This is a genomic window from Sorangium sp. So ce1014, from assembly GCF_051521505.1.
Taxonomy (GTDB): domain Bacteria; phylum Myxococcota_A; class Polyangia; order Polyangiales; family Polyangiaceae; genus Sorangium.
Genome location: NZ_CP150356.1, coordinates 10,888,812 through 10,907,410, shown reverse-complemented (window position 1 = coordinate 10,907,410; position 18,599 = coordinate 10,888,812). Strand labels below are relative to the sequence as shown.

Annotated in this window: 14 protein-coding genes; 9 read left to right on the top strand and 5 right to left on the bottom strand. The window is 72.9% G+C overall.

From position 1 onward, the window contains the following. The first annotated feature begins 55 nt into the window (after positions 1–55). The 3 genes from WME75_RS41420 to WME75_RS41410 all read left to right on the top strand — a co-directional run bounded on the left by WME75_RS41420 (position 56) and on the right by WME75_RS41410 (position 3,774). On the top strand, positions 56–1,339 hold the full coding sequence (locus tag WME75_RS41420; protein ID WP_437482610.1) for a sensor histidine kinase: 1,284 nt from the start codon (positions 56–58) through the stop codon (positions 1,337–1,339). After that, positions 1,336–1,878 (top strand): response regulator transcription factor, encoded by a 543-nt coding sequence (locus tag WME75_RS41415; protein WP_437482607.1) that lies wholly within the window; start codon positions 1,336–1,338, stop codon positions 1,876–1,878. Before WME75_RS41420 ends, WME75_RS41415 begins: the two co-directional genes overlap by 4 nt. A 69-nt stretch (positions 1,879–1,947) precedes the next feature. Further along, the gene (locus WME75_RS41410; protein WP_437482606.1) at positions 1,948–3,774 is read left to right on the top strand and encodes a glycoside hydrolase family 15 protein; all 1,827 of its coding nucleotides are present in this window, start codon (positions 1,948–1,950) and stop codon (positions 3,772–3,774) included. Positions 3,775–3,990: 216 nt separating this feature from the next. On the opposite strand, the gene WME75_RS41405 is transcribed toward WME75_RS41410, so the two are convergent. Together WME75_RS41405 and WME75_RS41400 are read right to left on the bottom strand one after the other, a co-directional pair. After that, positions 3,991–4,764, bottom strand: coding sequence for a hypothetical protein (locus tag WME75_RS41405; protein WP_437482603.1), 774 nt, complete (start codon positions 4,762–4,764; stop codon positions 3,991–3,993). Between the two features lie 664 nt (positions 4,765–5,428). Beyond that, a complete protein-coding gene (locus WME75_RS41400) occupies positions 5,429–7,492 on the bottom strand; it encodes a carotenoid oxygenase family protein (protein WP_437482600.1) in 2,064 nt (687 codons plus the stop codon). Between the two features lie 296 nt (positions 7,493–7,788). On the opposite strand from WME75_RS41400, the gene WME75_RS41395 reads away from it, so the two are divergent. From WME75_RS41395 to WME75_RS41385, 3 genes are all read left to right on the top strand, one after another. Then, positions 7,789–8,910, top strand: coding sequence for a site-2 protease family protein (locus tag WME75_RS41395; RefSeq protein ID WP_437482597.1), 1,122 nt, complete (start codon positions 7,789–7,791; stop codon positions 8,908–8,910). 128 nt (positions 8,911–9,038) lie between these two features. Next, positions 9,039–9,395: a hypothetical protein gene (locus WME75_RS41390; RefSeq protein ID WP_437482595.1), complete on the top strand. Its 357-nt coding sequence runs from the start codon at positions 9,039–9,041 to the stop codon at positions 9,393–9,395. A 33-nt stretch (positions 9,396–9,428) separates the two neighbouring features. After that, a complete protein-coding gene (locus tag WME75_RS41385; RefSeq protein WP_437482594.1) occupies positions 9,429–9,869 on the top strand; it encodes a hypothetical protein in 441 nt (146 codons plus the stop codon). A 113-nt stretch (positions 9,870–9,982) separates the two neighbouring features. Here the strand turns inward: WME75_RS41385 and WME75_RS41380 are convergent, their stop codons facing one another. Then, positions 9,983–11,410 carry a sensor histidine kinase gene (locus WME75_RS41380; RefSeq protein WP_437482592.1) on the bottom strand — a complete coding sequence of 476 codons (1,428 nt, stop codon included), beginning with the start codon at positions 11,408–11,410 and terminating at the stop codon, positions 9,983–9,985. 123 nt (positions 11,411–11,533) lie between these two features. Here WME75_RS41380 and WME75_RS41375 point away from each other — a divergent pair, with 123 nt between their 5' ends. The 3 genes from WME75_RS41375 to WME75_RS41365 are packed head-to-tail and all read left to right on the top strand — an operon-like array spanning position 11,534 to position 15,345. After that, positions 11,534–13,714 carry a putative metal-binding motif-containing protein gene (locus WME75_RS41375; protein WP_437482590.1) on the top strand — a complete coding sequence of 727 codons (2,181 nt, stop codon included), beginning with the start codon at positions 11,534–11,536 and terminating at the stop codon, positions 13,712–13,714. Positions 13,715–13,762: 48 nt separating this feature from the next. Beyond that, entirely contained in the window at positions 13,763–14,695 is a 933-nt protein-coding gene (locus WME75_RS41370) for an ABC transporter permease (RefSeq protein ID WP_437482588.1), read from the top strand. Beyond that, positions 14,692–15,345 carry a hypothetical protein gene (locus WME75_RS41365; RefSeq protein WP_437482587.1) on the top strand — a complete coding sequence of 218 codons (654 nt, stop codon included), beginning with the start codon at positions 14,692–14,694 and terminating at the stop codon, positions 15,343–15,345. Before WME75_RS41370 ends, WME75_RS41365 begins: the two co-directional genes overlap by 4 nt. A gap of 39 nt (positions 15,346–15,384) precedes the next feature. Here the strand turns inward: WME75_RS41365 and WME75_RS41360 are convergent, their stop codons facing one another. After that, positions 15,385–16,359: a hypothetical protein gene (locus WME75_RS41360; RefSeq protein ID WP_437482585.1), complete on the bottom strand. Its 975-nt coding sequence runs from the start codon at positions 16,357–16,359 to the stop codon at positions 15,385–15,387. A 53-nt stretch (positions 16,360–16,412) separates the two neighbouring features. After that, on the bottom strand, positions 16,413–18,572 hold the full coding sequence (locus tag WME75_RS41355; protein WP_437482583.1) for a type VI secretion system Vgr family protein: 2,160 nt from the start codon (positions 18,570–18,572) through the stop codon (positions 16,413–16,415). Between the last annotated feature and the right edge of the window lie 27 nt (positions 18,573–18,599).

Here is an 18,599-nt window from a genome sequence, read left to right as displayed (position 1 = left end):
TCGGCGAGGCCGTCTCGAGCGCGGTCCTCCCGGCTTTCGCGCTATAGTCTCCGCCGTGACGCGCGAGGCTTCCCTGGATCAGGCGCCGGCGGGCGGGATCGTCCTCCGGTGGCTCGTCGGATTGCGCTGGGCGGTGTTCGCGCTGCTCGCGGCCACCCTGATCGTCGACGAGGCGCTGTTCGGCTACCACGTCCGGTACGGCATCGCCGTGCCCATCCTCGTGCTGGCCGGCGGGCTCAACCTCGCCCTCGCCCGGCGGGTGCGGTCCGAGAAGGGCGCGCAGAGCGGGCTCGTCGCCTTCGTCGTGGCCCTCGACCTCGTCGCGATCGCGGGGGTCCTCGCCGCGTCGGGCGGCGCGGGCAACCCGTTCAGCGCCCTCTTCTTCGTGCACGTCGCGCTCGCCGCGGCGCTCCTGCCGCCTCGGACGACCTTCGCGCTCGCGGCGCTCGCGGCGTGCCTGTTCGCGGCGCTCTTCGCGCTCCCCGCCGGCGCGTGCTGCCCGAGCCACCCGGAGCACGGCGCCTTCTCGGCCCACCTCTACGGGATGCTCCTCGCCTTCGTCCTGAGCTCGTCGCTCGTCGCCTACGTGCTGCTCAAGGTCCGCCGCGCGCTCGACGAGAGCGCGGCCGAGAACGCGGCGCTCCGCCGGCGCGCGGAGGAGGCCTCGCGCTTCCAGGCCCTCGGCGCGCTCGCCGCCGGCACCGCGCACGAGCTCGGCACCCCGCTCGGGACGATCGCGGTGCTCGCCGGGGAGGGCCTCCACGACCCGGAGGCGACCGACGCCGCGCGGCGTCGCGCCCGGACGATCGCGGAGCAGGTCGAGCGCTGCCGCGTCGTGATCGCGCGCATGCGGGCGGACGTCCGCGCGGACGAGCTGCGCGCCGGGGTCGAGGTCGGCGCGGCGGCCCTGCGCGGCGTGCAGGCGTGGCGGGCGGCGCACCCCGGCGTCGCCGTCGAGGTGCGCGGCGACCTCGCGCCGCGGCGCACGGTGCCGCTCGACGCGGCCGACATCGAGGCGGCGCTGTTCGCCCTGCTCGACAACGCGCTGGAGGCGCTCGGGCCGGCCTCCGCGGCCGCGGGGCCGATCGTTGTCACCGTCGGGGACGAGGGCGGCGCGCCGGTGATCAGCGTCGAGGACGGGGGCGCGGGCGTCCCGGCGGGCCTGGAGGGGCGGCTCGGCGAGCCGTTCGTGACGACCAAGGCGCCCGGCGAGGGGATGGGCCTCGGGCTCTACCTCGTGCGGACGCTCATCGAGCAGGTCGGCGGGCGCCTCACGGTGTCGGCGAGGCAGCCGGCCGGCACGCGCGTCGCCCTGCGCCTCGCGCCGGTGGACCCGTGAGCACGGAGCCCGCCGGCGAGCCGACGCTGCTCATCGTCGACGACGACGCGACCTTCCGGTCGGCGCTCGGGCAGGCGCTCGTCAAGCACGGGTTCGCCGTGTTCCTCGCCGGCAGCGCGGAGGAGGCCGCGGCGATGGCGCGCGAGCACGTGTTCGAGTACGCGCTCGTCGACGTCCGGATGCCCGGGCAGAGCGGGATCGACCTCGTGGGGACGCTGCGGAGCCTGGATGACGGCATCCGCATCGTGGTGTTCACGGGGTACGGCACGATCGCGAACGCGGTGGCGGCGATCCGGGCGGGCGCCGTGGATTACCTGACCAAGCCGGTGGACGCGGCCCGGTGCGCGCGGTCGCTGCTCGGCTTCGCCCCGACGGCGAACGGCGACGAGGGCCTGCCGTCGCTCGAGCGCGTGGAGTGGGAGTACCTCCAGCGTGTGCTCGCCGACAGCGAGGGGAACATCTCGGAGGCGGCGCGCAAGCTCAGGATGCACCGGCGCTCGCTCCAGCGGAAGCTCTCGCGGTTGCCGCCGCGATCGTGAGGGCAGAAACCGCGGGCGATGGCGGCGGGGGGCTGTTCCTCTCGGCCGGGCGGGCGCTATGAACAGGTGATGCCCTACAAGCCCATCGAGTCCTACGGCATCATCGGCGACATGCACTCTGTTGCGCTGGTCGGGATGGATGGCTCCATCGACTGGTGTTGCCTGCCCCACTTCGACTCACCGAGCGTGTTCGCGGCCATCCTGGACGACAAGCAGGGGGGCAGCTTCGCGCTCGCGGCGGCGCACGCCACGTCGCGCAAGCAGATGTACATGCCCGACACAAACGTGCTGCTCACGCGCTTCCTCGACGTGGACGGGGTCGGCGAGGTCTGCGATTTCATGCCGATCCACCGGGACACGTACGGCGACTACCGCCGCGGGATGCACCAGATCGTCCGCGTCGCGCGGGCCGTCCGCGGCGCGGTGCGCTTCCGGCTCGCCTGCCGCCCCGCGATGGACTTCGCCCGCCGCCCCCACCGCCTCCTCCTCGACGATCCGCGCGGCGCCGTCTTCGACTCGGATGGGCTCGACCTCGCGCTGATCAGCCCGGTTCCCCTGTCGAGCGACGGCGCCGGCGGGGTGACCGCCGACTTCGTGCTGCAGCCCGGCGAGTCGGCCACGTTCGCGCTGCGCCAGGTCGAGGACTGGACGGCGAGCGACGGCCTGCTCTCCACGCCGATCAACGGCGAGGACGCCCTCCGGCGCACGGTCGACTTCTGGCGGAAGTGGCTCGGCAAGTCGCGCTACAAGGGGCGCTGGCGCGAGATGGTCGATCGGTCGGCCCTCGTCCTCAAGCTGCTCACGTTCGAGCCGACAGGCGCGATCGTCGCCGCGGCGACAACGAGCCTGCCCGAGGAGATCGGCGGGGTCCGCAACTGGGACTACCGCTACGTCTGGGTGCGCGACGCCGCGTTCACCCTCTACGCCTTTCTCCGGCTCGGCTACACCGAGGAGGCCGCGCGCTTCATGGAGTTTCTGAGCGCCCGCGTCTCCGAGGAGGACGGCCCCACCGGGCCGCTCCAGCTCATGTACAGCATCGAGGGGCGCCACGAGCTGCCCGAGATCGCGCTGACCCACCTCGACGGCTACCGCGGGTCGCGGCCGGTCCGGGTCGGCAACGGGGCGACAGCGCAGCTCCAGCTCGACATCTACGGCGAGCTCATCGACTCGGTGTACCTGTTCGACAAGTACGGGTCGCCCATCTCCTACGACTTCTGGCGTGAGCTCCAGCGCATGGCGACCTGGGTGTGTCAGAACTGGGAGCAGACGGACGAGAGCATCTGGGAGGTGCGCGGCGGCAGGCGGCAGTTCGTCTACTCGAAGCTCCAGTGCTGGGTCGCCCTCGACCGGACCCTGCGGCTCGCCGACAAGCGCTCGCTGCCGCTCGATCGCCCGCGCGTCGCGCGCACGCGCGACGCCATCTACGAGGCGATCATGACGCACGGCTGGGACGCGGAGCGGAGGACGTTCGTGCAGTCGTTCGGCTCGAAGGCGCTCGACGCGAGCAACCTGCTCATGTCGCTCATGCGCTTCATCTCTCCCACCGACCCGCGCATCCTCGGCACGCTCGACCGCACGCTCGCGGAGCTCGCGAGCGACACGCTCGTTCACCGCTACGAGCTCGGCAAGGGCGCCGGCGACGGCCTGACCGGCAAGGAGGGAACGTTCAGCATCTGCACCTTCTGGCTCGTCGAGGCGCTGGCGCGCGCCGGCCGCCTCGACGACGCGCGCTTCATCTTCGAGAAGATGCTCACGTACGCCAACCACCTCGGGCTGTACTCCGAGGAGATCGGGCCGAGCGGAGAGCTCCTCGGCAACTTCCCGCAGGCGTTCACCCACCTCGGGCTGGTCAGCGCGGCGTTCTACCTGGATCGCGCGCTCGGTCAGGGCGGCTGAAGGGGTCGGGGTCTCGCGCGCTCCCCACCGGCGAGCGGTGGGGCGGCTCCTGCGCGAGCGGTGGAGGGGAGAGAGCAGCTACCGGCAGCCTGGGATATCCAACCCCAGGCTGCCGGCGCTCGGGAGCCCAGTGAATGAGGAGGGCCGGAGCGGCGTCGAGGGATCCAGAGAGGCGGAGCCTCCGGCGCCGGCCGGCGCGGTGCGGTCAGAGCGAGATCAGAAGCCGCAGATGCCGCCGCCGAAGCCGCAGCCGCCGAAGCCGCCGAAGCCGAAGCTCGGGATGACGCTAGTGATCGACGTCGTGACCGCCGTCAGGCCGCAGCCGCCGAAGCCGCCGAAGCCGCCGCCGCAGAAGCCGCCGCCGAAGCCGCCGCAGCCGAAGCCGCCGCCGAAGCCGCACCGCGCGCCGTCACGCTGCCCGGTCTCCTGCCCCACCATGCCGCCCGTCTGCCCGACGCCCTCCTGTCCGATCTGCGACTGCGGGCCGGGGCCGAGCTGCCCGACCTGCGACTGCGCGCCGGGACCGAGCTGCCCGATCTGCGTCTGCGCGCCGGGGCCGAGCTGCCCGATCTGCGCCTGCGAGAGATCCGACGCCTGGCCCACCGCGCCCTGGCTGAGCTGCGACGGGCCTTGCGTGGCGTAGCCGCCCTTGCCCGGGAGGCCCTTGCTCGGCAGGGCACCCTTCGTCGGGAACTCACCCTTGCTGGGCAGGAGCTCGCCCTTGCTGGGCCCCTTGCCGGGGAGCATCGGGCCAGCCTTCGAGGGCAGACCCTTGCTCGGGGGCAGACCGAGCTTGCTGGGCCCCATCTGGCCGACCTGCGACTGCGATTGCGACGCGTACCCGCCGCGCTCGGCCTCTTCCAGCGCCTCGCTCGTGGTGTCGACGCTCTCCTCATCCAGGTCGAACTCCTCATCGGCGCCGACCGCGCACCCGGCCCCGAGCGCCAGCACCATCGCGAAACCCATCATCTTGCCGTGAATCGAGATCATTGGTCCTCCCCGGTGTCCGTGTTGAGCCTCGCGGCCCCGAACACCTTGACTCACCCCAGAGCAGGCTGTGTGCCTCGCGCCTCTGTGCAGAGGCTGCCGCTTCGACATCGCGTGATTTCACGGATGGCGTTCGCGAATTAGGCGCTCCTCGGATCTGCGCGCCCTTTGTAGTTCTCCACGATTCGATCCCGGTGGGCCCGGTCGAGGCGCGCCGCGCACCGCGATTGCGCGCCGTGACGCGGTCGCGCGCAGCGGCCGCGGCGAGCGCAGGTGTTCTCAAAATAGGTGGAGCCTCCCGCCGTACCCAGAGAAACCACGGGCTCCGCGCAGCGCCGACGCAATCGATCGCGCCGTCCGAGGGAGACGTGCGCGCTGCGCCCTGCCTGCTCAGCGCCGGGCGTTCCGACACGTTTGTGCATCCGTTCGCACGTGAGAGCGGAAGCCTCGACCCCGGTCGGAACGGTCCGCCGTCGTCACTCTCGTTCCCTCCGCGACATCATCGCACCGGCGTCGCGGCGCCCTCGGTTCGCGTCGTCGCGCGCTTCCGTTCGCGCGCCCGCGCTTCCGGCCCGGTCGCGTGTCCGCGGCAGCCCGCCCAGGGCGCAGAAAGAACGTAACCTCCCGGGCGGCAGGCGGTGAACGGCGTCAACGCGTCAAGGGCGGCTCAGGCGAACCGCGGATAGACCGCCTCCTCGAACAGCGCCTTCACCTTGTCGAGCGGGGCCTCGGCCACGAAATCCTCGTAATCCTCGCGCACCGGCACCTTGTATCCGGCTCTCCACGGCGCGGCCGCGTTGAGCCACGCCATGTGGAGGGTGAGCCCCGGCCGGAAGGCCGGGTGCCCCAGCTTGCAGAGCGGCCCCCGCGCCAGGTTCGCCGCGTCGAAGATCCAGACCTCGGCGCGCTGCGGCGTCGTGACGAGCGCGACCACGTACCCGTCCGTGTCCGCCCCGCTGCCGCCGCGCCGCGGCACGAACTGCAGCGAGCTGAGCCAGCACCCCACGGCGCGCTGCGGGAACTCGTAGCGATCCTCGATCCGCATCGCGCGGTGGTTGAACCGGAACAGGCTGTCGGGATGCCCGCCTTCCGCGCGCATCCGCCGGAGCGTCGCCAGCGGCAGCGACCTGTGCGGGTGCGCCGCGTAGAGCCGGTCGATGAACTCGGTCGAGAGCTCGTCCCAGATCCCGCAGCCGCGCCAGTAGACGTTCTCGATGCGATCGGGCGGCATCCACGACGGGCCCGCCTCCCGGTACGCGTAGAGGCCGACGCCGAGCGCCCGCGCAGGATCGGCGAACACCGCCTGATCCACGACGCGCTCGGCCGCCGCGTCGAGGGTGTACCGGCCGAGGCGGTTCACGTCCGCCTGCCCGGGCGGAAATAGCCCGCGGAGCCGCGGCGGCGCCGGCGTCCTGTCGGCCGCGTGCCGGTCGTAGGGCCGGAGCCACTCGGCGTGGTCGGTCGCGCAGTTGTGCGCCGCGTGCACGGTGATGCGGTCGCCCGCGTCCTCGTAGTCGACGAGGAAATGGAGCGTCTCCTGCGGGACGACGACCTTCTTCACGACGACGGGTCCGCCGCCCGGCCGGAGCGCGTCCCGCCGGACCAGGTAGAACGTCGTGCTCGGCTCGTGGGGCATCGTGAGCAGCGACCGGAGGAGGCGATCGACCCCGGGGCCCTCCCCCGGGCTCTGACAGGCCACGCTCTCCAGCCCGATCCGGAAGGCCGTGTCCGCCAGCACGACCCAGCGCCGCGTCAGCCCGAGCTGGTGCACGCTCTGCTCGATGCGCACCGGCGCGCCGCCCGGCAGGACGAGCGCGTGCCGCTCCGGCTCGTTGTGGCCGTCCCACCGCAGGAGGTGAACGAAGTCGCCCGCCGCCTCGTCGAGCGGGACCCCGCCGAAGCGCGCCGCCTGCCGCGCGAGGAGGTCGCCCGGGCCGGGCGGCGCGCTCGGGCGGAAGCGCGCGGGCAGGAGCTCGAGCGCGCGCTTCGCGAAGAGCTCGAGCCGATCCGCGCTCGGCCGGAGCAGCTGCTGCTCGATCATCGACGCGGCCGCCGACGCGAGCCGATCCCAGGAGCGCGGCAGCGCGGCGAGCTCGTCGAGCCGCGGCAGCGACGCGGCGAACAGGTGGAGGAGCGAGCGGCCGTAGTTGACGGTGAGGAGCTCACCCCGCTCCGCGTCGAAGCACGGATGCGCGGTCGCCAGCGTCATCGGAAAGGGGTGATCGACGGGCGCCGCCGGGTACCACGTGCTGTTGCGCCCGACCGGCGTGACGAGCTCGAGCGTCGCCGGGTCGATCTCGTAGGGCCTCCCCGTGTCGCCCGTGACGAGGAGGCGCGCGGGCGCGCGGGGCGCGTGCATCGGCACGAACGCGTGATTGAGGTGGTTGCGCAGGCCGAGGTGGGGCGAGAAGCGGAGCAGCCCCGCGTCGCGGAAGCCGAGCGCCTCGAAGCGCGTGCCGGGGCGCGAGGCGGCGTCCGCGTCATGGCAGGGGGGTCGCGCCAGTCTCGAGGTCAGCCGGACCGCGCTGCCGCCGCCGAAGTCGAGCCGATAGATCATCCCATTCCCATTGAGGATCGGCGCGCCGTCCGCCCTGGGCAGCCCGCCGTCCACCGAGCCGACCGGACCGATCGCGAACACATGGCCTGTGAGGTCCCTGGGCACGCCGCCCGAGAGCGATGATTCAAGGACCGTGAGCTCGACCCTCGTGAGCTCTTTGGTGCTCGCTGCCATCAATGCATCGGGGACACGCTGGCGCATGACGACCTCGGTCACACCAAGCTACGCCAATCCGCGGCCGGCGGGGGCGCCGCGCTGCGCTACGCCCTCGAATGCGTGCTCCTCGCGCCGAGTCCCGCCTGGGACGGACGCGCGCTGGAGTCCGTCCAGGCGCTGCGTGCGCCTCTGCATTGCGCGGCGCATCTGCGAAGAGGCCCTGATTTCCATGCGCCGGCGCCGTCTCGGCGGCTTGCGAAGGTGCTTGTCGGCCCCATCTGTACCCGCGATCTGTACCCGCGATCAGGAGGCATATGTTCGATCAGGGGCTGACAGTCCTGCGCATCCGAGGAATCCCGATCCGGCTGCACATCTCCTTGCTGATTTTCCTGCCGTTCGTCGCGTACGTGGCGGCGTCGCAGTTCTCTTTCATCGCGGCGTCGCTCGAGATCCCGCGCGAGGCGCTGCGCCTGCCGCCGCTCGCCTGGGGGGCGATCCTGGCGGTCGGCCTGTTCGTCGCCGTGCTGGCGCACGAGCTGGCCCACTCGCTCGTCGCGCTCAAGAACGGGATCCGGGTGCGCTCGATCACGCTGATGATGCTGGGCGGCGTCTCGCTGATGGAGCGCGACGATCCCGAGCACGAGGCGTGGATGGCGTTCGCCGGGCCGCTGATGAGCTTCGGCATCGCGCTCGGCAGCTACGGCGCCTATCGCCTGCTCCCTGCGCCGGCGGAGGTCAGCGTGGCGCTCCTGGCCTTCGCGATCATGAACGCGGTCCTCGGCGCGTTCAACCTGCTGCCGGCGTTCCCGATGGATGGCGGCCGGGTGCTGAGGGGGCTGCTGCTCCGCCGCATCGGGCGGGCGCGCGCGACGCGCGTCGCGACAACGATCGGCAAGATGATGGCGGTGGTCTTCGGGCTCTTCGGCCTGCTCTCGTGGAACGTCATCCTGGTGCTCATCGCCGCGTTCGTCTACATGGGCGCCTCGGCCGAGCAGGTGCGCTCGAGCACGCACGATCTCCTCCGCGGCATTCCGGTCCTGCGTTTGATGACCGATCGGCTCGGCGACGCGTATGCGGACGAGAGCCCTCGCGCGGTGGCCGAGCGGCTCCTGCGTCACAACCTCGTCGGCGCGCGGGTCATCGACGATCCCCGGGGAGGCGAGGGGCGCCGGGAGATCGGCGTCGTCACGGTCTGGGATCTCGCGCAAAAGCTCGGGCGCGGCGTCGCGCCGGAGACGGTCGGCGCCGTGATGTCCGTCAATGTGCCGAGGGCGCGCGCCGGCGACGACGCGTCCCGCTCGTTCGACGCGCTGGCGAGCGGCGAGGCGAGCGCGGTCGCGGTGCTCGACGAGGGGGAGCACGTGATAGGCCTCGTGACGTCGGCGGAGATCCAGCGCGCGCTCGCGCTCGCCGGCGCGCTCGGCGCGCCCCGCTGATCGCCGGTCGCCCGAGATGCCGAGTCGCGCTGGCACTCGCGTTGCTGAGCTACGGTCCGAGGAGCAATGACGTGAAGCAGAGCAACAACGTGACTTCGCCCGTGCGAAGGCGGCCCAGGTGTCTCGCGATGATGAGGTCCGCGCTCGCGCCGCTCGCGCTCGCGGCCGGCGCCTCGCTGCTCATGGGATGTCTGGGCACGATCGCGACCGAGGGGTTTGTCGTGTCCGGCTACCCGGCGGCGCGCGCCGAGATCGTCCCGGTGGAGATCGCGGCCCATCCGCGCGTCTTCTTCCGTGGCACCTATGCGTATCTGGTCGATGGCCAGTGGTATTACCCGACGAACCAGGGCTGGGTCATCTTCGAGAGGGAGCCGCCGGAGCTCAGGCGTTACCGGCAGACGTTCCGGGCGTCACCGCGGTACGTGCCGGAGCGTGAGCTGAGCTATCCGCGCGAGCGGGGGCGCCGTCATTACACGCCGCGTTGACGAGGGTGCAGCTGTGAAAGGACGGGTTTGAGGATGAATCAGGAGAAGAGCGTCTATCCCCTCTGCGGGCTCGCGCTGTCGAGCTTTCTGGCCCTGGGGTGCGTCTTCGATGTGCGAGACGATGTCCGGCCCCGGCCCCGGCCCCGGCCGGACGTGGGGAGCCTGACGGTGCAGTGGACGGTGAGCCGCCAGAGCGAGGCGCGGGCCTGCGACCGGCATAGCCGTGGCGGCGCCGATTTCGAGCTGATCATCTACCGTGGCAGCCGCGAGGTGGCGAGGGAGTATGCGCGCTGCGAGGACTTCATCCTGACGGTGGATCTTCCGCCCGACGACTACAAGGCTTATGCGACGCTCGTGGCGCGGGGCGACGACCGCCCTGTCACCACGACGCTGCCGCTGGAGGAGATCGACATCGTGAGGGGCGCTGAGCTCAACATCGACGTCGACTTCCCGTCGACATCGTTCCTCAGATGACGGCCCGCTCTCCACGAGCCCGGTATTGACCTGGGCCCGTCCCGGGCCGAGCGAACACGGAGGCGACGCCATCCGCCTCGATATCTCGGACCGTCGGTCCGAGGAGCCTGGAGCTAGCCCGCCCTCGGGATCGTGAGCCGCACCCGCGTCTCCCCCCGCGGCCCGTCCTCGATGACGAGCCCGTAGCTCGTGTGCGCCGCGATCGCGTGCGCCGCGATGAGCGGCACCGCCGGCGGCCTCCCCTGCGCGACCGCCTCGAAGTCGCGGCTCAGCACCACGCTCCGCGCCGCCGCCGGCAGCGGCGGCCCCGCGTCGTCGAACGTGATCTCGACCCCGCCCGGCCCCTCGACGAGGGTGACGACCACCTCGCTGCCCGGCGGGGACGCGCTGATGGCGTGATCGAGCAGCGCGTGCAGCAGCACCGTGAGCGCGCCCTGCGGCACCACCTCCTGCGCCGTCTCCGGCGCCTCGACCACCACGCGCACGTCGTGGCGGGCCGCGCGCGCGAGGTCGTCCTTCACCACGTCGCGCAGCACGTCGGCGACGTCGCAGTGGCGCGGGAACTCGTGGAGCGGGCACGAGCCCAACCTGGCGAGATCACTCACGATTTCGGATGCCGCCGTCACGTGGCGCCCCACCGAGGACGCCGTCTCTCCGGCGTCGCCGCCGTGCGACCGGAGCGGCGCGATGTCCCGCCCGATCGCCGACAGGATGCCGCGCAGCTGGGTCCCGAGCACCCGCACCGCGGCCACGAGCACCGCGAGGCTGTCGCCGCTCGGCGGCAGGTGCGACACCGGATCGCTGCCGCTCAGCCGCGACACGGCGCCGGCCAGCGACCCCCGCTCGCGCTCGCCCTCGACCCGCGAGAAGACCGCGGCGAGCTCGCGCGCGTAGGCCTCGCCCTGCGCCTGCGCCGCGGCGAGCTCCTTCTTCAGGCTCTCGAGCTCGAGGCGCTGGAGGTCGACCTCGGCGGGCAAGGTCAGCGTCTGCATCAGCCCGTCGAGCTCCATCCGGCCGCCGTAGCGCAGCGCCATCCGCGACAGCCACACCCGCTCGGTCTCGCAGTTCACGGGCGTCTCCGGCCCGAGGTTGACCCGCACGCTCACCTCGGCGCCGACGCGCTGGATGCTCACCTCGGGCGCCCCGGTCTGGCTCGTGGGATCGCCGCCCTGGGCGATGAGCACCTGGAGCATCCGCCGGAGCTCGGTCTCGTCGCCGAACACCGTCGTCCCTTCGCCCATCTCGATCTGCACGCGCGCCTCGGGCGCGACCTCCCAGAGCAGGGCGGTCAGGTCGACGCGGCCGCGCCGCCCGCGGGGCATGGGCCGGCCGTGGAGCGAGGCGAGCATGGTCACGGCCTCGTCGAGCCGGTTGAGCGTGCTCTCCACGCCGCCCGCGCTGTCGTCCGGCGATGGAGTCGGTGGCGGCGAGGTCTCGGTCGCGATCATCCCCACGCCCTGGCGGAGCTTCTGGGCGGCGCTGCGCGCCTCCTGGGCCAGCAGCCACGTCAGCTCGGGTCGGGTCAATCTGTCGCTGGTCACCCTGGTTTTCCCTCTATCCGCCACGCCTCCGCGGAATCGCGCGACATGATGCCAGACGTGGCGGTGCCCTGCTACGCTCATTGCCGCTCACCTCGTTCGATGCGGACTCGCTCTTCTTCCTCCTTGACGCGTCTTGCTCTCCTCTGTGGCGCCGCCGCGACGGCGGCGCTGGCGGGCGCTGCCTGCGGCTCGAGCGCCCCGAGCCCCTTCCCGTCGGCGGGCGGAGCGGGCGGGGCCGGCGGCGAGGGCGGCGCGGGCGGCGCAGGCGGCGAGCTGGCTCCTGCGGACCCGACGCTCGGCGGCCCGTGCGTCGACGACGACCAGTGCGAGGACGGATTTCCCTGCACCTTCGACGCCTGTGACACCTCCGCAGGCCGGTGCCGCTTCACGCCGGACGACAGCGCGTGCCAGAACGGCGTCCACTGCGACGGCGTCGAGCGCTGCAACCCGCGCCTCGGCTGCTTGCCCGGCGAGCCCATCGCTTGCGGCGACGGGAGCACCTGCACGATCGACGCCTGCGATGAGCCGACCAGGGCGTGCTCGAGCGCGCCGCGCGACGCCGACCTCGACGGCGATCCCGACGCGCACTGCGGCGGGGGCGACTGCGACGACGCCGATCCCGCGGTGTCCTCGTCGCAGCCCGAGGTCTGCGGGAACGACCGGGACGACGACTGCGACGGGAGCGCCGACGAGGACGACTGCGTGTCGCCGGAGCACGACACGTGCGCCGACGCGCTGGAGATCTCGGCGCCGGGCTCGTACGCGATGACGACCGCGGGCGCTGGCTTCCACTACGCGAGCTCGTGCGGCCTGCCCCGTCCGATGAGCACGCGCGACGTCGTGGCCGCGGTGCTCCTGCCGCCGGGGCCGCCGGTCGACGTGCAGGTGACCGCGCGGACGGAGGGCACCGACGTCGCCGTGACGCTCGCCGGCCAGTGCGGCGACGCCGCGACGGAGCTCGCGTGCGGGCGCCCGTTCCCCGGCGCCGACGGCGGCAAGCTCGCGAAGCTCCGGGGCCGCGGCCTCGGCGATCCGGAGCGGGCGACCGCGCTGCCGGTCTACGTGACGACCGCGGAGGGCGCGCCGGTCGTCCTCGACGTCGCCTTCTTGCCGCCCTCGCCGGCGCCCGAGAACGAGACGTGCGGCACCGCGGCGCTCCTCGAGCCGGGCGCGCCGGTCCTGGCGACGATCCTCGACGCCGCCCGGGATCTCGGGACCGCGTGCGAGACCGACCTCGGGGAGCTCGTCTACACGTTCGAGCTCATGGAGCCCCGGGACGTCGACCTCTACGCGATCTCGACCGACGGCGACGGCGAGCCCTCGCTCTCGCTGCGGTCCGCGGCGTGCGCGCTGCCCGAGGACGAGCTCACCTGCCAGACGGCGGCGGCGCCGCACCTCTTCCGGCGCGCGCTGCCCGCGGGGGTCTACGCCGTCGCGGTCTCCGCGACGGCCCCCACCTCGGCGCTCGTCACGCTGGAGCTCGCGCCGCCGACCGATCCGCCGCCGGACGAGGCCTGCGCGGAGGCGGCCGTGCTCGCGCCGAACCGGACGGCCTCGGTCTCGCTGCTCGGCCACCAGGACGACGTCGATCTCGGCTGCGGCCCGTCGGCCGTCGACGCCGTGTACGCGCTCGAGCTGCCGGTCGCGTCCGACGTGCTCCTCGTCGAGCGGCTGTCGGCGGGCGACACCGGCTCGATCGCCCTGTCCTTGCCGGCGTGCGGCGGCGCGGACGACCGGCTCGCGTGCGGCGAGGGCGACGTCAGCCCGCTCCGGAGCGCGCGGCGCGGCGTCGCTCCGGGCTCGTACCGCGTCGTGGCGGAGGCGCAGCTCGGCCAGCCCGTGAGCGTGACGGCCTTCGTCCGGCCGGCGGCGCCGCCCACCCTGGTCCCCTTCTCCGACGCCTGCGAGGGCGCGCTGGAGATCCCGGAGGCGGGCGGCTTCTTCCAGGGCAACACGACCAACGCCGCCGCGGACTTCGACGCGGGCTGCGACCGCGCCGGCACCGACGATCGCGGCGCCCGGGACCAGCTCCTGAAGCTCACGCTCACCGCGCGCAGGCGGGTCGTGCTCGACATGGCCGGCTCGGCCTACGAGACGCTGCTCTCGGTCCGCCGCGGCCCGGACTGCCCCGGCACCGAAATGCCGCTTTCCTGCACCATCGGTACGGACCCCCAGCGCAGCTTCCTCGATCTCGTGCTCGATCCGGGCGTCTATTACCTCCAGATCGACGGCCACGCGCTGGCGCATGGCCTGTGGTTCCTCGACGTGAGGGTCGTCGACGCCGTCGACGAGGTCGAACCCTGACCCGCGGCCCTTTGCAAGCTCCCCCTCACCCTTGCTAACGTCGCCCCGATGTTCGGCCGCATCTCCGCGATCGCCCTCAACACCTACCGGGAATCGCTTCGTGCGCGCATCCTCATCGGCCTCGCGGGCGTCGCCTTCGCGGTCGCTTTCTACTCGATCATCGTGGGCGCCTACACGCTCCGCAACGGGGCGCGCGTCGTCAGCGACCTCGGCGTCGCGTCGATCTCGCTGTTCAGCATCGCGGTCGCGGTCATCATCGGCGCGACGTCGCTGTACCGCGAGCTCGAGCAGAAGACGATCTTCCCGATCCTGGCGCGCCCGGTCCGTCGCGGCGAGTACCTCGTCGGCAAGTACCTCGGCACGTTGCTCACGCTCGCGGTGTTCATCCTGGCCGACACCGGGCTGGTGCTGCTGATCAGCGCCGTCCTGGCCGGCCGTCCGCTCGCGCTCGTCGCGGGCGCCGGGGCCGCCTCGCTCGCGGTGCTCGGCCTCGCGGCGTGGCGTTCTCCGCGGGTGCGCACGTACGGGTTCATCCCGTGGTCGGCGGTCTTCCTCGTCCTCGGCGTGCTCCTCTCGGCCGGCGTCCCCACGGAGCGGCGGATCGTCCTCGCCGGCAGCGCGCTCGCGTTCCTCGAAATCGGCATCGTCGCGGCCGTGGCCACGCTGTTCTCGTCGTTCTCGACGCCGTTCCTGTCCTCCTTGCTCACGCTGGGCGTCTTCCTCGTGGGGCGCAACGCCGACTCGCTCGGCCGGCTGCCGGTGAAGTACTTCGGCCCTCAGATCAGCGCCGCGGGGCGCGCCCTCTCCAGGGTCGTCCCCAACTTGCAGATCTACGTGCCGCCCCGCCCGTTGCTCGCGGGCGAGGTCGTCGACGCGAACCTCCTTGTGTACCTCGGCTGGGCGGCGATCACGTGCGCCGGCTGGGTGCTCGGCCTCCTGGCGGTGGCGGCGTTCGTCTTCAAGAAGCGCGACTTTCTGTGAAGCTTTCGGTCGTGCTCGGCGTCGCGCGCGGCTTCGCTGTCGCCGGCTTCCTGCTCGGCGCGGCGTCGCTGCGCGTGGTGGTCGCGGGCGAGGGGGAGATCGCCGAGAGCACGGCCGCCCTGCGCGCCGGCGATCCGCACGCGGCGGCGCTCCACGCCCGGCGGGCGGCGGGCTGGTACGCCCCCGGCGCCCCGCACGTCCGCGTGGCCTACGAGCGGCTGATCGCGCTCGCGACGGCGGCGGAGGGCCTCGGCCAGGCCGACACGGCGCTCTTCGCCTGGCGCGCGGTGCGCACGGCCGCCCTGGAGACGCGGTGGCTCACGACGCCGCACGCGGAGGACCTGGAGCAGGCCAACGCGGCGATCGCCCGGCTCTCGGCGGCCGCGCCGCGCCCGCCGGGCACCCGGACCGAGCCTGCGGCCGCGATCGCGCGGGAGCACATGGCGGCGCTCGCGCGCGACGACGCGCCGCGGGTCGGCTGGGTCGTCGCGCTCGTGGCGGCCTTCGTGGCGTGGGTAGCGGGCGCCATCTGGGTGGTGCGGCGCGCGGTCACCGTGACGGGCCAGTGGGTGTGGCCGCGGGCCGCGCCGGGGCTCGCGGTGTGCGCGGCCGGGGTCGCGGTCTGGCTGCTGGCGATCTGGCAAGCCTGACGGCGGCGGCGCGGCGCGGGCCAGATCGCCCGGGCGAGCTCAGGAGCCCACGCCGAGCAACCAGTCCCGGTAGAGAACATAGGCGCGCTGCCACGCCTCTCCCATCCCTGGCTCCGCCGCGATCCGTGCTCGCCAGTGCTCATCCACCTCGGGTCGCGTCGCCTCCGTGAGCCCGTAACGCGTGAGGATCTCGGCCGTGTTTCGGGGGGCGATCGCGATCTCGGCGCACATCGACGCATGCTGCTCCAGCGACAGCACCGCAGGGCCAGCCGTCCTTTTGGCCTGTGACGCGCCCGCCCGCGCTGCGTTGAAGGGCAGCGGATTGCGCCTGCCGAGCGCCGAGGCGAGCGCGGTCGACAGGTCGGCGGTTCCACCCCCGGGCGGGGCCGCCGGTCGGGCTGGAGACGGCGCTGCCCGGCCGCTCGCCGCCAGCGATGCGGCGCGATCGTCGACCGTGCCCGGTCCCCCCGCCGCGCGCGGCGCGAACGGGAGCGTCGGCCCACGCGGCGCGGCCGTCGAGGCCTCGACGGTCTCCCGCAGGCTCGTGAAGTGCCGCATTCCCGCCGGGACGATCGCCGGTACCGGCCGCGCCGCGGGGGCTGTGGTCTCGAGCGCTGCGGGCCCGTCGGATGGCTCGTGCGGCGGCGGGCGTCTCTCCGGCGGCAGCGGGCCGAGCGACGCGAGCGCGGGCTGCTCGCGCTTGAGGCGCGCCTCGGCGGCGGCGAAGGCCTGACAGAAGCGGTTCGACAGCGCGTCGCCGCCGTCGGCGCACTCGTCGGCGAGCGCATCGGTCCACCCGCACACCGCGTCGTCCCAGTCCCGGTCCGCGATCTCCAGGCGGGCGAGGACCTCGGCCTTGGCGGACCGCGGGAAGCGGCCCAGGTGCGCGGAGACCAGCCCGTACCGCTCGAGGGTCATCCCTCCGCGCGTCGTCCCGGCGAGATCGGCCGGCGTCGTTCCGGGCGGCCGCGATGCGTCTCTGCCTCCGGGCGGCTGCGATGCGTCTCTTGCCATGGTCCTGCTTCCTCCGGCGCGCCCCCCGCGGCGCGTCCGCTCGCTCCAGCCGCTCAGCTGTTGAGGTTCACGACCGCGCCCTTGATGGTCACGGTCCCGTCGCCGGAGACGTTGACCGTCCCTCCGGAGACGTTGACCGTGCCGCCCTTGATCGAGATCGAGCTGCCGCCGTTGATCAGGACCGTCGCGGCGCCGTTGACCTCGACGAGCGCGGCTCCGGCCCGGAGCTTCGGGCCTCCCTTGATGTCGATCCAGGGCGCGTCCACGCTGATGTTCCCTTCGCCCGTGATCTCGATGACCGGCGCGCCCAGCGACAGATGAGACCCGGCCGTGACGGTGGTGTTGCCGCCCGCGCCGAGCGACATGTTGTCTCCGGCCGATCCGGTGAACCTCGTCCCGGCCGAGAGCGTCATCTCGGCGCCGGAGTGGATCCCGACGGTGGTCGCGGCGCTCTGCGTGATGGATCCCGCGCTCGTCGACTGGGATCCGGCCACCTGAGTGCTCTGGTCGCCGCCCACCGCGGTCGCGTCATCGACGCCGACGGTCCTGCTCGCGTTGCGCGTGACCTCGGTCGTCAGATCGCGCGCCGCGTGCAGGCCAATCTCCTCCTCGCCCTGGGCGTCCTCGAACGACAGCTGGTTGTAGTTGCCGTTGAACGGGCTCGTGTAGCTCTTGATCGCGCTGTACGTGGGTCGCTTCGTCGCGTTCTCCGGCGGGAGGTTGATCCCGTTGTAAACGCGCCCGGTGATCAGCGGCCGGTCGGGGTCGCCTTCGAGGAAGTCGACGACCACCTCGTCGCCGACGCGCGGGTGCCAGATCGCGCCGTGCCCGCGCCCGCCGGCGAACATCTGGCTCACGCGCACCCAGCACGAGGTCGCCTCCTTCTCGTGACGGCCCACGTCGATGTCCCAGTGGAAGCGCACGCGCACGCAGCCGATGGCCGACGGCCCGCCGACGTTGATCTCGGCCTCCGGATCGGACGGCTCCGCGGTGACGACCGCCGTCTGGCTGCCGTGGATGCGCGGCCGCGGCGTGGTCCGGGCCGGGACGAAGCGCGACGCGGCCTCCTCCCCGCTCCGGCCGCACCGGATGGCTTCGAACTGGCAGCGGTAGGGCTCCTGCTCGCCGGCGGCGGCGGCGAAGTGGCCTCGCTCGTGCGCGAGGTGCTCGATCGCTGTGACGAGATAGGACCCGTTCCATTTCGAGGTCGGGTGCTCGAGCGTGAACAGCGTCCCGGCGCCGAGCAGCCGGCACGCCCCGCGCGCCGCCGCCCACGTCCGCTCGGTGGCGAGGCGCTGCGCCCGCTGCTCTGCCAGGCGCTCGCCTGTCTCCTTCGATTCCTCGTAGCGGCCGGGGTGCTCGTACACCGCGGCGTCCGTGGCGCCGGCCGGCGCGGCCGCGAGCAGATCGAGCTGCGGCTTGCGCCAGCTGAAGTCGCTCAGGACGACCGACGTCGGCCGGACGCGGCTCCCCATCCGGACGTCGCCGATCTCCCGCCCGAGGATGCCGGGCCCGAGCGGCCGCTCCGGATCGAGCTGCGGGCGGCCGCCGTCGTTGTCGGTGAGCACGAGGACGCACTCGTCCTTCGTGTGCTCGACGTGATACGAGATGCCCTCCTCCTCGAGGAGGCGAGAGACGAAGTCGATGTCGCTCTCCTGGTATTGCACGCAGTAGGGCCGCGCCGTGACGTCGGCGATCCGGCCCATGTCGATGACGCGCCAGGCGAACGTCGCCTTCGCCGGGCGGAACGCGCTCTCGTCGCCGTCGTCCTCGGCGGGATGGTTCGACGAGGCGACGAGCCCGGCGCCCCACGCGGTCCGGGTGAGCGCCTGCTCGATGATCTGCTGGATCGTCTTTTCCAGGTAGATGATGCTCTTCTTCAGCATCGTCGCGCGCCAGAACGGCGGCGCGAGCGTGACGCGGTACCGCGCGCCGAGCTGGACCTCTCCCAGCTCCTCGGCGGCCGAGATCTCGCCGTGGATGAGCCGGAAAGGAGGGTTGTCCTTTGTCGCGATCCGCAGCGAGGCGGGCTTCCCCACGAGATCGGCGGCGTCGACGTCCGGCGTGTGGTGCGGGCGCAGGAGGTCGATCTCGAACGCATAGAGCCCGCTGATCGCCTCGCGTCCGCGGAGCTCCAGCACCCGGAGGTGGTGCCACGGGCCGTCGTCGGAGCGGTTCGCTCCTTCCCAGGCGAAGGTGAGATCGCTTGCCATGGTGTTTTGTCTCGCTCCGGTCGTGGG